Source organism: Rheinheimera sp. WS51, assembly GCF_050936095.1.
Classification (GTDB): domain Bacteria; phylum Pseudomonadota; class Gammaproteobacteria; order Enterobacterales; family Alteromonadaceae; genus Alishewanella.
Genome location: NZ_JBOTRC010000002.1, coordinates 284,099 through 300,054, shown reverse-complemented (window position 1 = coordinate 300,054; position 15,956 = coordinate 284,099). Strand labels below are relative to the sequence as shown.

Sequence of the window (15,956 nt, the reverse complement as noted above, 5' to 3'; positions counted from 1 at the left end):
ATGCTCTTTAGAAGAACATTAAAACAGCATGACAATAAAACCTAATCCAAGGAACACCTAAAATGTATAAATATATCCTTAGCACAACCGCTATAGCAGTTATTATAGCGGTTAGCCAACCTGCTTTAGCCGCTGAAGTCTCACAGGCTACAACAGCAAATTTAACTGTTTTAACAAGCCAAGTACAACAACAAACCAGCACTAACCCAGTATCTACCTTTAATGTTAGCCAAAGCATTATTCGCGCCGACGGCAAAAAGAAAGTAAGGTTACAACAGTTTTATCAAGATGTGCCGGTTTGGGGGCACAGCGTAGCAGCAATAGAGACAGCCCAAGGTTATAACGATGTCAGTGGCTATATTGTTAATGCCATTAGCCAAGACTTAGCAAGCACAACGCCACAATTATCAGCAACTCATGCTTTTGCTAGTTTAGCCAGAAGCCATGCGGCACAACAGCTAGCCCAGCCTCAAGTGATTTATAAAGCACAAAAAGAGCTAATAAAAAAAGCGAAATTATGGATTTACTTAGATCAAAACCAACAAGCAAAGCTGGTTTATATCAGTAATTTCGTTACCACTAAGCAAGGCGAGCCAAGCCGCCCATTTTATATTGTCGACGCCAACAGCGGTGAATTACTTGAGCAATGGGAAGGCATTGCCCACAGAGACGCCCAAGGCCCAGGCGGTAACCAAAAAACCGGCCAATATTATTATGGCAGTGATTACGGATATCTAAATGTTGATAATAACTGCCGTATGACCAACAGCAATGTTGAAACCATCAACATGAACGGCTCAACCTATAGCGGCAGCATTCATCAATTTGCTTGCCCAACCAATACCGTTAAATCCATCAATGGCGCTTATTCACCACTTAACGACGCCCATTATTTTGGTGGTGTGGTATTTGATATGTACCAAGACTGGATAGGCGTTAACCCATTAAATTCTAAACTTCGCATGCGTGTGCATTATGGCAACAATTATGAAAATGCATTCTGGGATGGCCAACAAATGACCTTTGGCGATGGTGCTTCTACTTTTCACCCACTGGTGAGCTTAGATGTGTCTGCCCATGAAGTTAGTCATGGTTTTACCGAGTTTAACTCTAACCTAGTGTATAGAAACCAATCTGGCGGTATTAACGAAGCGTTCTCCGATATGGCCGGTGAAGCAGCTAAATTCTATATGCATGGCAGCAATGACTGGATGGTCGGCTCGGCAATTTTTAAAGGCAATGGCGCTTTGCGTTATATGGCAAACCCAACGCAAGATGGAAAGTCTATTGATCATGCCAGCGATTACCGCTCTGGTATGAATGTGCACCATAGCTCTGGTGTATTTAATAAAGCCTTTTACGAGCTAGCCACAACTAACGGTTGGGGAGTACGTAAAGCCTTTGAAGTATTCACCCTTGCCAACCAAATATATTGGAATGCGAATAGCACCTTTGTTAGCGCCGCTTGTGGTGTTTATAAAGCAACCGCAGATAAGGGCTATAACCAAGCCCATGTTGCAGCAGCGTTTAATGTTGTTGGCGTTAATGCCGCTTGTGGAGGCACCACCCCGCCAGGTGGCGATTCTGGCACCCTAACCAACTTGTCGGCTTATAGCGGCAACTGGACCCGTAATGAAATTGTAGTTCCAGCAGGCACGGCAAGTTTAAAAGTAGTTATTAGCGGCGGTAATGGCGATGCAGACTTATATTTACGCTATGGTAACGCCCCTAGCACCTCACAATATAACTGCCGACCATACCGTTATGGTAATGAAGAAACCTGTACTATTAGTAATCCGCAAGCGGGTACTTGGCATGTAGGTATTCGCGCTTATCAAAGTTTTAGTGGCCTTACACAAACTTGGAGCTACCAATAGCCGCACAACTTCTCTTGGCATTAATGGCCAGTGAGAATTAATGTGTTAGCGGTTACCTAGGCTTTATATAGGTAACCGCTAACCTGCCTTTTATCAATACTGTTTTTATGGGTATAGACGTTATATAGTAAGACTTTACTTACTGAATTTATGCTCAGTAAACCGCCAAAACAATGAATTATAAAAGGAAAGTGCATGAAGACTGTTAGCCTTCTTGGCCTACTCGTACTTGCGCCTGCGCTATACACAACCGCATATGCCGACACAGCCAAGTTACATGATACCAGCGTTAAAACCAGCAGTAGCAGCGTATCTATTAAAAGCTTTACTCAAGGCATGGAACATAGAAGCGGTTATTTCGATATTTATTATGATGCCAACCAAGACAAAATTTACCTACAAGTAGACAAACTAAAGCAGCCTTTTATTTTTCAAAGCTCACTACCCAGAGGTATGGGATCTAACGATATTGGCTTAGATCGCGGCCAACTTGGCGCCACCCGTTTAGTGCAATTTGAACAATACGGCAATAAAGTTTTATTAAAACAGCTTAACACCTATTACCGGGCCGAAACAGACAACCCAGCCGAGCGCTTAAGTATAGATGAAGCCTTTGCTAGCTCTGTTATTGCTGGCCTGCCTGTAGTAGCCAGTTCAAAGTCAACTTTATTAGTGGATTACACCGCCTTTTTAAAAAGCGATATTCATCAAATTAGCTATTCACTTGCAGCGCAAAAACAAGGTAGCTATAGCTTAGATAAAAACCGCAGTGGTGTTTATATGCCGCGCACTAAAGCCTTCGAGCGCAATACCGAACTTGAGGCCCTAGTAACATACAGCACCACCGGTAAAGCCGGTAATTTTGTCCGCCAAGTTACACCTGCAAGCAATGCCATAAGCGTACACTTACACCACTCTTTAGTCGCTTTGCCTGAAGATGGCTATGAAGCAAAACCTTTCCATCCTTACTCTGGTTACTGGAATGTGGAATATATGGATTACGGCACCGCCTTTGATGCCCCCATTATTAAACGTTTATTACCTAAACATCGCTTAGCGAAAAAAAATCCCAACGCCGTGGTTAGCGAAGCGGTAGAACCCATTATTTACTACCTTGATCCCGGTGTGCCAGAGCCTGTTCGTACAGCCTTAATTGATGGCGCTATGTGGTGGAACAGTGCCTTTGAAAAAATAGGTTATAAAGATGCCTTTCAAGTAAAAGACTTACCCAAAGATGCCGATCCTATGGATGTGCGTTATAACGTCATTCAGTGGGTTCACCGCGCAACGCGTGGCTGGTCTTATGGTGCTAGCGTTACCGATCCGCGCACCGGCGAAATTATTAAAGGCCATGTAACTTTAGGCTCGTTACGCGTTCGCCAAGATTACTTAATCGCCACGGGTGTTACCGCCCCTTACAGCAGTGACAATGCCGATGTATCAAGCCAAAAAGCCATGGCCTTAGCCCGTATTCGCCAGCTGTCTGCCCATGAAATTGGCCACACTATTGGCCTTGCCCATAACTTTGCCGGTAGCGCCAATGGCCTATCCACTGTTATGGATTACCCACACCCTAAATTTAGCATTAAAGACGGTAACATCAGCGTAGAAAACGCCTACCGCGAAGGCTTAGGCGAATGGGATAACTACACTATTGCCTATGGCTACGGTGATTATTCTGAAGCAGAATTAGCTAAGTTAGCTAAGCAAGCAAAACAGCAAGGCTTAGCTTATATTTCTGACCAAGACGCACGTCCACAAGGTGGCGTAAGTGCACTGGGCCATTTATGGGATAACGGCAGCGATCCGGTAGCAGAGCTTAAGCGCTTAAACCAAGTGCGCCAAGTTGCCCTAGCTAACTTTGGTTTAAATAACATCGCCACAGGCCAGCCGCTTGCTTCACTACAAGAAGCCCTAGTGCCAGTGTATTTACTGCATCGTTATCAAGTAGAAGCTGTTACTAAGTTAGTCGGTGGCGCTTTTTATGAATACGAAGTAAAAGGCGACTACAGCCAACCTAAAGGTGTTAAATGGGTTGATAGCAAACAGCAATTGCAAGCATTAGACGCTATGCTAGATACAGTACAAGCTGATTACTTAACCCTGCCTAATACATTGCTAGCGCTCATTCCCCCTAAGGCATTTGGCGACAGCAATAACCGCGAAAGCTTTAACGGCCGTTATGGCTTAGCCTTTGATCCGCTTTCAGCAGCGGAAGCCTCGGCTAACTTTACCTTAAAACTCATACTGCACCCACAACGCTTAAACCGGCTAAGTGGTCAGCAATTATTAGATAAAGTATTAGACAAAGTAATAGCCAGCACCATTGAACAAAAAGGCGCTAAAGGTCAGCAGTTATTGGTTCAGCAACGCGTTGCCCATGTTAGCTTTTATCAGCTAATGCAAAGCCTAACGGCAACCGAGCTTGCGCCAGAAGCACAAGCAATATTACACAGTAAGCTGCATAGGCTTGATCGCTGGTTAGCGAAACAAAAAGATGCCAGCCATCAGCAGCTACATCATCAATGGCAGCGCTACTTAGATACTAATCAGTGGCAGCCAAGCTTTGAGCCTAAACCCTTACCACCAGGCTCACCTATTTAACCCAGCCATTAAAATAACTAGGCAACATAAAAACCGGAGTCTAAGCTCCGGTTTTTTTATCTAAATAATGATTAATTATAAATTGGTTTTACTCTTTATTTTGGCAGCGATAAGCTTGCCGACTAATAGTCACGCTTGGGTTAGCGGCTAACTTAACCTGATACAACATAGCGTAATCTTGCTCGGTTAAAGGCGATACCTGAATACCCGACAAGAGCGTAACTAGCTCGGGCACGGTATTACTATGACCGACCACCAAAACACTTTGGTTATTATTTTTTAATTGCTGCACTAATTTTAATTGCTGCACTAGCGTAGCCGGTTGGCGTGGATCATAATCAGTTACCGCTAATTGCTTACTCGCCGCAACAGGTGCAGCGGTTTGCTTAGTACGCTGATAATCGGTACTAAACACCACCGCTAAATTATGTTCAGAAAAATAGGCAGCTAAGGCATCCGCCCTGCCCTGACCACACAGCGTTAACGCCGGATCAGCACCGCTAGCTTGTTTTTCAGCATGGCGCACTAAGTAAACGCTATTGGCCACACTAGAAAACGACAAGCCCAACAACACACTAAAAGTAATAAAACGCATTAGGTCATTCCCTAATATAAATTCAATACAGTTTAGTCTTGCCAGCTAAATTTATCATAGCTTGGAAAAACTAAAGACTGGCCATTAGTAGACTCTAAGCTTTGATATAACTGCTCAAGATCTTGCTGCAACTGCAGCCTAAACTGCCAAACTTCTAAGGCTACTGCCTCTAGTTCAGCGCTATCTTCGGTGACACCGGTTCTAACATCGCGCCAAATAGGCCGTAGATGATCAAAAGCACTTTTTAAACGCTGCACTTGCTGCTGACTAAATTTAGCCAACTTAGGGTGTAACTGCCAATTAGCCGAGGTTAACGGTGGCGTTTGGCCAATGGTTTGAAAGTAAGTAATAAACTCATTAAAGGGCACATTATCAGCCGCCTGCCATTTAGGAATGCTAGCTCTATTTAATAAAGTGCTGCTATTAGGCTCTACCACCAACACCGTTGGCGTAGCAAAATACGCTGGATAACCATATCGCTGCGCTACATCATGCTTATCTTCAAAATAGCCAACATCTACAAACACAGTTTCAAAGCGTTGTTTTAATATTTCCTGCATAGCGGGGTGAGAAAAGTTTTTAGCTAAGCCTGTACTGTCATGACACCACTGCGCGCCCAGCACCACAAGCAATAACTTATTATTCTCAATCGCCCTAGCTTGTGCTTGTTCTACACTAAGCAAATAATTATCATCAGGCACAAATGTATATTCCGGCAACACAGCAACCGCATCCGCACTAGGCGAAACCACCGTTTGGCAGCCCACCAGCCACACAACACAAAACAACACAGCAAAAAAGCCAGCAATAAAATCAGCAAAGCGTTTAGTCATTAAAACATCCTTATTAAAAATAACGATAAAGTGCACAACAGCAGGCATTAAAACACATAAAAAATAAAAGGTAATTAGGTTTACAATCTAGGCTAACTAACTCATTCCCTTGTGTACAAATACTTCTGAAAGCCCACAAAAGTTTCACGAATTACTTTGGGCGAGCCAAACTCAATAGCAGCGTCGTTAATAGTGTTGTATTTTAACTCAACCAAGCTACGCATTTTACTTGTTGCTAATTCTTGCACACCATCTTCAATGTATTTACTTAGTATAAAGTTAATAAATTCTTGTTGCTTATAATCAGTAAATACACTGTTAATTCTAACCTTAGCTTGTTGTACTCGCTCGGTTCGGCTTTGTGCTTCGGTTGCATAAGCTACATAAGACAATATATCGTAAACATCGCTGTCTTCTGCATCAATGACTGCTTTCATGCTATCGAGTTTATCATTGTCGTAACCGGCTTCCGCTAAGTCTTGTAACAGCTTTTCGCGGGTTGTTGGGTCACTCCAAATTTCTCGTAGCTGATCTTCGTCGGCAAAGAACTTCGGCAAGTCATCAAACATACGCTCAACAAACTCTTTAGCGGTAATCGGTTTACCTTCTGCGCTCCAGTACATAGCAGATGAGATGTGTTTTATTTGCCTAGCTCGGCCATCGGATAGCGTTATTTCAAGTTTTTCGCATACACAGGGGCGTTCACCACACTTTTCACAGCCTTCTGGCTCTGGCTTTTCGCAAACACAAGGCTTCTGTTCACACACCTGACACGGCTTTGCTTCACCCGGCCCATCGCCACCAGTAGCTTCACACTCACAAGGGATTCTGCCACACTCGGCGCAGACTTCATTTGGAATAGGCTCACCGTCCCAAGCAGGATCGGCAAAGTTATGATGCGCTTTTACAAAGTCGTAGATGGTAAAATAATCTTTACCGTCGTAGGTGCGGGTGCCACGGCCAATGATCTGTTTAAATTCAATCATGTTGTTACAGGGGCGCATCAATACAATATTGCGAACATTTCGCGCATCTACACCGGTAGACAGCTTGCGTGATGTAGTCAGAATAGTCGGAATGGTTTTTTCGTTGTCGCAGAAGGTTTTTAAATCGTTTTCACCGGCGGCGCCGTCGTTTGCAGTTACACGCACGCAATAGTTAGTGTTAGTAGTCCAGCCTTTTTTTACCGCATACTGATTAATAAAGTCGCGCACCATGCCAGCATGAACCTGAGTCGCACAGAATACGATAGTTTTTTCATTGGGCTTAAAACGATCCATCCAGTAATGAACGCGGCGCTCTTCTCGCTGTACAATGGTGATAATGCGGTTGAAGTCACCTTCTTTATAAAGCTTACCAAGTTCAGGCTCGCCTTTTACAACAACGCCATCACCTTTTATATAAACATATTCATCCATAGTGCCAACAATAGGCAGTACTTTGAATGGCGTTAAAAAGCCATCGTTAATACCTTCTTTTAAGGTATAGCTATAAACCGGCTCGCCAAAATAACCATAAGTATCGGCATTATCGGTGCGTTTGGGTGTTGCGGTTAAACCCAGTTGAACAGCTGGTGCAAAGTAATTAAGAATATCGCGCCAAGCACTTTCATCGTTCGCACCACCACGGTGACACTCGTCGATAATAATGAGATCAAAAAAGTCGCTAGGGTACTGTTCGTAATATGGATTTTCAGCTTTACGGAGGGTTGCATTCTCATCATCTTCTGGTGCAGCTTCATTATTTAATTCTGTTTTAGGCCCACACATTAGCGTATGGAAAATAGTAAAAAATACGCTAGCATTTTTTGGTGCGCCACCTCTTTTTCGAATATCGTCAGGGGTAATGCGCACAAGGGCATCTTCACCAAAAGAGCCAAAATCATTAAAAGCTTGGTTAGCTAAAATATTACGGTCGGCCAAAAACAGAATGCGCGGGCGTTTTTTAGCAAGGCTTATATCTTTCTGGGCAGCTAAGCTCCAACGAGTTTGAAATAACTTCCATGCGGTTTGAAAGCCAATACAGGTTTTACCCGTACCGGTAGCCAATGTAAGCAGTATGCGATTTTTACCCTGAGCAATGGCTTCAAGAGCATTATGGATGGCATTTTCTTGATAATAACGCTGTGCCCAATCGCCTTTGGCTTCAAAGGGAATGGTAGAAAACGCATCACGCCAAGCGGTTGTGAAATCCGCTTCTGGCGTATCACCTGTTTGCTCGAAGGTTAACTCCCAAAGCGCTTGCGGAGACAGGTATTCATCTACCAACTTCTCAACACCAGTGCGCATATCAATTTGGTAAATGTCATGGCCGTTGGTGGCATAAGCAATACGGCATTGCAGGCGCTCTGCGTAGTCTTTGGCTTGGCGCACACCTTCGCTATAGGTCAGGCTTTCTTTTTTGGCTTCTACAGCGGCCAGCTTGCGGCCTTTATATACCAGCACATAATCACAAGGCACTTTATTGACGCGTTTACCGCCAGCCATAATTTGGCCTGGGCAAATAAGCTCACGGCGAATATAGCTGTTATCAACTTCACCCCAACCTGCTGCCACCAGCTTAGGGTCGATTAAATCGGCTCGCGTGTCGGCTTCATTGCGCATAGTGTGTTATTCCTTATTCTATTGATGAGCCGCTAGCATCGTCATTACCAGTTTTATAATGACATCTTTTTGTTTCGGATCAGACTCAGCAATTAACAACGTTAACGCCGCCAAGCCAGTATCGTTAATAATGGCATCGCCATTAGCGTTGAGTAAACGGTCATTATGATATAAAAAATCGACAAACAAAAATGCACCACTGCGTTTGTTACCATCACTAAAGGGGTGATTTTTAATCATAAAGTACAACAAATGCGCAGCTTTACTTTCTATTGTGGGGTAGGCAGGCTCGCCAAAAACACTTTGGTCTAAATTACCCAGTAATGACGCCAAACCATCACCACGGGGGCGCGCAAATAAATCAGTGGCTTCACCACGCTCAATCAAGGTGGCTTTTAATTGATTTAAACGAAGCATGGCAATATCGGCTGCTGGCAAGTCGCCACCGCTTTGCCCTGAAGGCTCACCTAATAGGCCTTCATCGTATTGCTGCAACCATAAAAAGGTTTGCGTATAGCGGCTGACAATATCAACCAAACCGCTACCCGCCTCGGCAGTCAGCTCGGGCGATTGCGCGGTTTTTTGTATCAATTCTAGCGCTTGCTTTAACGCCTGAGCATTTTGTTCAAAACGCTGTTGGTTGAGGGTGTAGCCTTGGGTTAAGTGGTTATTTAGCGTTCTAGTTGCCCATTGGCGAAACTGAGTAGCACGACTAGAATTTACCCGATAACCGACTGAAATAATGGCATCTAAGTTATAGTGGCGTAGCTGTCGTTTTACTTGGCGCTTGCCTTCTTGGCGAACTACCGAGAAATCCTCGGTAGTTGCACTCTCTGCTAGTTCAGCCTCTTGATAGATATTTTTAAGGTGCAAACTAATGTTATCAGTACTGGTATCTAACAAGCTGCCAATTTGCGCTTGAGTGAGCCAAATAGTTTCTTGCTCACTATCAAGCCGTACTTCAATTGTTTGATCATCGGCTTGGTAAATTTCAATGCTGTTATTCATATTTCATATCCTTATGGGTCGATTAAATCGGCTCGGTGAGCATCAATGTAGGGCGCTTCGTTGCGTATGGCCTTTGCCATTAGGCCAGCGCTCCTTTGTTTGCTTGACTCTCAGGCGTTTTCGTTAACTCACCTGAAAAGGCTTTTTGTAGGATGGATTTTTTGAGCTCATCGAGTGATAGTAATTTTGAAGTGTATACAGCTTCCAGTGTATCTATATTCTCTTTTAGCATGTTAATTTTAGTGACCAATTCTTTTTGAACTTTAATACTTGGAAGAACAAGAGGTAATTCTTTGATAATCCCCATATTCAAACCAGCCATAATGGCCCCTTTTGCTTTTTTAAAAAGGTATGCTCTTGCTATTGGGTGGTACAAAAAATATGCATGGAGATATTCAGGCAAGCATTTATTAGAATCTAAAGTAATGCAGCAAATATGCTTCGTATTAATGGCTTTTGGTATTCCCTCAGGGACAATTGCGCATCGCCCACACGTGCCCATAATTGTAATCAGTACATCTCCAGGCTTAACTTCAAACCGCGAGAGCTCTTCAAATTTTTCTGGAGTTATAAATCGTCTTGCGCCCCATTGAAATGAATTCTGAACAGCATTATCAATCCCTAATACAGCAATACCTTCATCTACTATCTCCTGCTTTAATAATTGACTACCAAATGGACCTGTTCGCATAGCCCCTTTATCTTGCTTCGCAACATCAAAGACTGTGCAGCTTGGAATAGAATCCAATGAAAAAATAGATGTTGAACATGTCGATTCAAACAGCTCGCGGGCATTTTTAAGGTTTTGCTCGGTGTTGGCGCGGGCTTGTTCGATATCGGCAAAAGCTTGGTCGAGAATGGCGACGATGCGTTTTTGATTGTTTATATTAGTATATGGGATCCGAAGATTTTTAAACTTATTTAAAGAAACACCTCCAATAAGGCCTGTTAGTTGACTTTCGAAAGCAGATTTAAAGTCATTTGAGAGTAAGCAATAGAAAATGTATTTGCTCAGAATATCTTCTTTCGGTGATATACAGAAGAGCTTATTAACAAAGTGTATATCCCTATTGTTGTGAGCAATCTTTTTACCTGCACTCCCACCTTCTGCGCAAATTAATACCGAGCCTGCTGGGGCCAACTTAAAATTATCGCTATGAGCGTCAGGTATAAGGATACCATTGTCATAATTAATCAAATGATCAGTGCTGATGTCCTTGGTAGCAACATAGGGAGTGCCAGCCGATAGATCAGTAAATAACAGTTGCTTCTTTTTAACTGGAATACTATTACCGCTAAATATATTAGCTACCTCAACTAGCATCTTCATTTCAGTATGCATCACAACAACTCCTGAATCTTACTCAGAATCGCTTCGCTCTCTTTATCCAGCGCAATAATCTCTTCGATAATGGCTTGCGGTTCACGCAGTGGCGCTGCCTCGCGCGCGTTGGGGTTTTTAACCGATAAATCCCATGTTGCCTCATCTAATTCGGTAGTCGCCAATGACCAAGACTTAGCACTTTCCTTAAAGCCTTTTTGTAGCTCGATAAATTCATTTAAGTCGTTGTCGTTTAGTGGATTGGTTTTACCCAAGCTGCGGCCAGGGTCAAGCTGATAGAACCATGTTTTTTGTGTCGGTTCGCCTTTAGTGAAAAACAACACTACGGTTTTTACCCCAGCGCCTAAGAAGGTTTTTGCTGGGCAATCGAGTACGGTGTGTAAGTTGCAGTTTGCTAATAGCTCTTTACGCAAGGCAATGGCGGCATTATCGGTATTGGATAAGAAGGTGTTTTTAATCACAATGGCCGCACGGCCACCTGGCTTGAGCATTTTGATAAAGTGCTGCAAAAACAAGAAGGCAGTTTCACCGGTTTTGATTGGGAAGTTTTGCTGTACCTCTGGGCGCTCTTTGCCGCCAAAGGGTGGGTTGGCCAATACAATGTCATGTTGCTGACTTGGGGTAATGTCTTGTAGGTTCTCAGCCAGCGTATTGGTGTGAATAACGTTAGGCGCTTCAATGCCATGCAGAATCATGTTCATAATGGCGATAACGTAAGCTAAAGATTTTTTCTCTTTGGCGTAGAAGGTGTTTTCTTGCAGGGTTTTTAAGTCGTTGGTTGAAAGCTGCTTTTTGCCTTCTATACCAAGACGACCACCTTGGCGTCCATAACCATAACGCAAGTGCTCGTAGGCTTCACATAAGAAACCCGCCGACCCTGCAGCACCGTCGTATATGGTTTCACCAATTTGCGGCTGTAATACATCGATCATCGCGCGAATCAATGGCCGTGGTGTATAGTATTCGCCGCCGTTACGGCCAGCGTTGCCCATATTTTTAATTTTGGTTTCGTATAAATGTGAAAGCTCGTGCTTTTCTTCTTGTGAGCGAAAGCGCAGTTCATCTACTTTCTCTAACGCATCTCGCAGTGAATAACCGCTTTGAATTTTATTTTTGATCTCACTAAAGATCTCACCTATTTTATATTCAATGGTATCTGGTCGCTCGGCGCGTTGCTTAAAGCCTTTAAGGTAGGGAAATAACTCACCGTCAACAAAATCCATTAAATCACTGCCGGTTAGGGCATTGTCGTGGTCAAACTTACCGTCAGCAGTTTTAGGTGCAGCCCACGAGCCCCAGCGGTATTTTTCATCAATAATATATTGATAATCTTCGCCAAGTAATTCGGCTTCAAGCGATTTAGTGTATTCTAAGTCATCAAGGTATTTCAAAAATAACATCCACGATGATTGCTCGGTGTAGTCTAATTCGCTAGAGCAGCCTGCGTCTTTATGGAAAATGTCGTCGATGTTTTTAAAAGTTTGTTCAAACATTACTGCTTTATCCTTGCATAGACTAACGCCTATAACTATTTATATTATTTTTAGCCACTTACTAAGATTGTACTTAGTTTATTAATTAGGTGGAGCGTAAGCATCTAGTTAACAATTAATCTGGCTTTATGTGCAAATAAAAATGCTTCCAACTAGGTTACAGGTAGGTATTTATTTATTTCAAACTGCATTAAATCATCTTGACTGCGCAAATAACGTCTAAACTCATCATTAGCTTTGACATGCCCAAAATCATCTACTTCAATGTTATCAAGTTGCTTATCAAACTCTAATTTTTGAATTAATGCGCCACTCAACCCAAGTTTGGTCAAGTCAGTATTTCTTTTCTTAGCAGTACCATATATAAACACGTTGTAGTCGTCTTCAGAAATTGCGTCAAACTCTTTCAAGAGAGAAACAAACTCGTTCAACTTATACGATACAAAATTACTTTCCATTTTTAATTTTACTAGTGCCAAATTCACTAGCTCTTTATGTGATTTGGAAGCCAAATCTATATATGTTGTCGCACCGAAAAGTGTGCCGTCTTTGGCTAACTCACCATAAGACTCACCAATATAAAATATATTATTTTTAGTTTCTTCAGCATTACTGTAGAAATATTTAACAGTTGCATTTATATGCTCTTTTAAAGTTAAAGAATGTATATTTTTAACGTACATTCGATAATAATTGCGTGCTTTTACATTTTTAAGCCGTGCTAATACTTTGTCTTTTAAGGCTTCTTCAAGTCCCTCAATAAAAACTGTATAAACTTTCTCAATCGGTTCTAATTCCATCCACTCTCCATCAGCCTTGAGATGTAAGAGCCTCTCATACAACTCATCAGTTAATGAGTCAGCATCGAAATATGTAAAATGAAGGCCTGCTTCAATAAATGAGGCTTTTAGTTTATCTAACTCACCTTCCGGCTCAGAAATTAAAAAAGCTTCCCTTTCCCTAATTGCCATCACTGTATTTTTTTTATTGATGGCCTCTGTTTTTTTATCCAAATCTGTGGAATGTTCAATCGTTTCATCAAACTGTAATATGTCAAATTCAAGTAAAGTGGGGTTTTTAATTACATCTTTAAAAGTATTCGACTTTAAGAGCTTAATCTTATTTAGCATATTACTTCGCTGACGGTTAAACTCTTCAGAATTAACAAAGTGAATCGTTGGTTCGAGCTTGTTCAAATTAGAAGCTACTCCGTTAAAAATCTCATTCAACCGATTTACTCGCCCGATAAGATTGATTAGCCTTTTAGTATCTAAGTCATGGGTATTTAATATATATAAATTATCAATTGGTAGATTAACTCCTTCTAAAATCACTGAGTTTGCTACTAAGTATTTCAATTCAGGTATTTGGCGAAACTTGAACTCTAAATACTCTTTGATCAAATCTGGTAGTTTGCCATGAATATATAAAACACCTTTCTTCACAAGTTCGACACAATAGAAGTCTTCATGAACATTTCGAGCGATAACATCTGCAAGCTCAGTCAAAACTTCATTGGCAACATTCGGAAGACCTTGAGCTAACAGACTAGCAAAACTCTCAACTTTCCTTGGTCTTCTCAAATAAAGAAAGTTATTCTGCTTACTTTCAGAAAGTATGTACTGCATAAAATCAGTGTTATCACTAACTTCAAACTGCTTATCGAGAAACCTATTATATATGTAGCTTTGATTATTTAATTTGTATTCGAAAAGCTTGGCTTCTTTAATATTGAAATGAATTTTTTTACCTTCTATATTCTGCTGTTCTTCAAATTTTAAGCTATCAAAATCATTAATCAGCGGAGAAAAATAAAATATTCTAGACCTTCTTGCTCTTTTTCTATTCCTTCTAATTAAGCGACTAAGCAGTATACTCCTGCTATCCTTTTCAAATAAATTGTGAGCTTCATCTATTAAAAGCACATCAAAAGCTAATTTTGATTCACTCTTCATTAGTCTCAAAGCTCTCTCTTGAGTGAATACAACAATAAAGTTACTTTCACCATTATACATTTCATCATGGAAAATAACTTTTCTCTGCTTAAATGCATCATTAATCAAACGATAGGTTTGTGTCAAAAGTGACTTTGTAGGTACGATAATCGCTACTTTAGCCAGATCTAATTCATTAATTAAATCGACCATAAGTGAACTTTTTCCGAACGATGTTGGTGCAACATAGCAACAATCTATTGCTTCAGTATGCAAAATATCAATGCGATTTACTTGTTGTTCTAGCGTTTCTGTTATTTCGTTGTACGAAAATCTTTCTAATTTTTTTTCTATGAAGTGACTGTTTAACGTTGATGAATCAACCATTCCATAATTAATAAGGCTTTTTGTAATGGGATAAAAACCAAGGTTAGTTGCCATATCATACAAAGGTTCAAAGTCCTCCATTAGCAGGCTATAACTTAAAATTAGAAAGTATCCAAACTCTAAGTAAGATCCCCTTCGTTTATCTGACTGATATGTTTTAATAAAAAATATAGCAACGGCTAGACAATATACTGATTCATCATCACTCAAATCAGTACCTAATGAGAGCTTTCTTATTATCTCAGTGAGCCTTTCATCATCCTTTAGCCAAGTGAGTGTTTGAATACTACTCATTACGTCCCTCCAAATAATCTATGAGAGCCGAAATAGTTTTATTTGTAATACATACTACTTTTAAGGTTTTGGCTTTTAACGCAAGAAAAAACGCATCTTCTTCGGCTAAAATTGATTTAGAAAAGTGTGCCGACCACTCATCGTCAAGAAAAATAGTAGAACATGGTATGACATTGAAATTTTCTATATTTTGATAGATCCCTTGATCGAATAGATCAGACAATTCTTTCAAGTTTTTTCGTATGCTTTTTTTTGTACCTACATCAATATGACTCGCATGATTATATGCATTTCGCCACGGGTTATTTTGACCTTTTGCACTTTTTTTACTTGCGCCACCTATTGTTGATACAATGTCATTATAGGCTTTTTTAATCTTAACTTTATGAGAAATGTTCTTAGAGGATTCAAAGCCAGATTTACTCTCCACAATGAACTGAGTGTCACCTTGCGAAAAATAGCCATCAAAGCCTTTTTTGATTGATCTTTCTTCTAGATTGTAAAATAGAAACTCTTGCTTGTAGCCTAGCTCTCTTAAGAACAAGTGAATAAAAAATTCCGCAACAGCGCCTATTTTAGTTGTATCATCTTTATTACTTAAAAAGTCTAAAAACGTTAGTTTGGCTTCGCTAAGTAAAGTGGCACTCTCTCCTTCACATATTTCCACTAAATTCTCATCTATTAAGCCAATAGTATCTGGACACAAAATTGGCAAATCATAAACATATAATTCTAGCTGAGGTGATATATGTTTTACTTCTGGAATCATTGAAATATCCTTTAAAAGTTCATCCTTTTTCGAAGTAACCACTTCGTTATTTCAGCACAGACAACCAACTTGTCTGGAATCGATTTTAATAGCATTCTCCTTTCCCGAAAAAACATACAAATATAAAATTTAAAATAAATTTCAATAACATAACACTTTCAATAAGTAAGTTATAGACAAAAATTATATTGTTTGTGGAAATATCTCCATAAACTTT

The 15,956-nt window shown here is 40.9% G+C and carries 10 protein-coding genes; 2 read left to right on the top strand and 8 right to left on the bottom strand.

The genetic code is table 11. The features are described from left to right. Positions 1 to 62: 62 nt before the first annotated feature. Entirely contained in the window at positions 63 to 1,877 is a 1,815-nt protein-coding gene (locus tag ACRCA4_RS05200) for a M4 family metallopeptidase (protein WP_433185142.1), read from the top strand. A gap of 195 nt (positions 1,878 to 2,072) precedes the next feature. Beyond that, positions 2,073 to 4,481: a zinc-dependent metalloprotease gene (locus ACRCA4_RS05195; protein WP_433185139.1), complete on the top strand. Its 2,409-nt coding sequence runs from the start codon at positions 2,073 to 2,075 to the stop codon at positions 4,479 to 4,481. A gap of 88 nt (positions 4,482 to 4,569) precedes the next feature. Here ACRCA4_RS05195 and ACRCA4_RS05190 read toward each other — a convergent pair whose 3' ends face one another. From ACRCA4_RS05190 to ACRCA4_RS05155, 8 genes are all read right to left on the bottom strand, one after another. Then, positions 4,570 to 5,076 carry a SixA phosphatase family protein gene (locus ACRCA4_RS05190; protein ID WP_433185136.1) on the bottom strand — a complete coding sequence of 169 codons (507 nt, stop codon included), beginning with the start codon at positions 5,074 to 5,076 and terminating at the stop codon, positions 4,570 to 4,572. 32 nt (positions 5,077 to 5,108) lie between these two features. After that, a complete protein-coding gene (locus ACRCA4_RS05185) occupies positions 5,109 to 5,909 on the bottom strand; it encodes a thioredoxin family protein (protein WP_433185133.1) in 801 nt (266 codons plus the stop codon). A gap of 101 nt (positions 5,910 to 6,010) precedes the next feature. Then, the gene (gene hsdR / locus ACRCA4_RS05180; RefSeq protein ID WP_433185130.1) at positions 6,011 to 8,512 is read right to left on the bottom strand and encodes an EcoAI/FtnUII family type I restriction enzme subunit R; all 2,502 of its coding nucleotides are present in this window, start codon (positions 8,510 to 8,512) and stop codon (positions 6,011 to 6,013) included. Between the two features lie 18 nt (positions 8,513 to 8,530). Then, the gene (rhuM, locus tag ACRCA4_RS05175; RefSeq protein WP_433185127.1) at positions 8,531 to 9,520 is read right to left on the bottom strand and encodes a RhuM family protein; all 990 of its coding nucleotides are present in this window, start codon (positions 9,518 to 9,520) and stop codon (positions 8,531 to 8,533) included. A gap of 79 nt (positions 9,521 to 9,599) precedes the next feature. Beyond that, complete coding sequence (locus ACRCA4_RS05170) at positions 9,600 to 10,862, bottom strand: restriction endonuclease subunit S (RefSeq protein WP_433185282.1); 1,263 nt, start codon at positions 10,860 to 10,862, stop codon at positions 9,600 to 9,602. Then, positions 10,862 to 12,355, bottom strand: a complete 1,494-nt coding sequence (locus ACRCA4_RS05165) for an N-6 DNA methylase (protein ID WP_433185125.1) — start codon at positions 12,353 to 12,355, stop codon at positions 10,862 to 10,864. The genes ACRCA4_RS05170 and ACRCA4_RS05165 overlap by 1 nt, the downstream gene beginning before the upstream one ends. 152 nt (positions 12,356 to 12,507) lie before the next feature. Continuing rightward, positions 12,508 to 14,970 carry a DEAD/DEAH box helicase family protein gene (locus tag ACRCA4_RS05160; RefSeq protein WP_433185122.1) on the bottom strand — a complete coding sequence of 821 codons (2,463 nt, stop codon included), beginning with the start codon at positions 14,968 to 14,970 and terminating at the stop codon, positions 12,508 to 12,510. Beyond that, the gene (locus tag ACRCA4_RS05155; protein ID WP_433185119.1) at positions 14,963 to 15,739 is read right to left on the bottom strand and encodes a hypothetical protein; all 777 of its coding nucleotides are present in this window, start codon (positions 15,737 to 15,739) and stop codon (positions 14,963 to 14,965) included. Before ACRCA4_RS05155 ends, ACRCA4_RS05160 begins: the two co-directional genes overlap by 8 nt. Between the last annotated feature and the right edge of the window lie 217 nt (positions 15,740 to 15,956).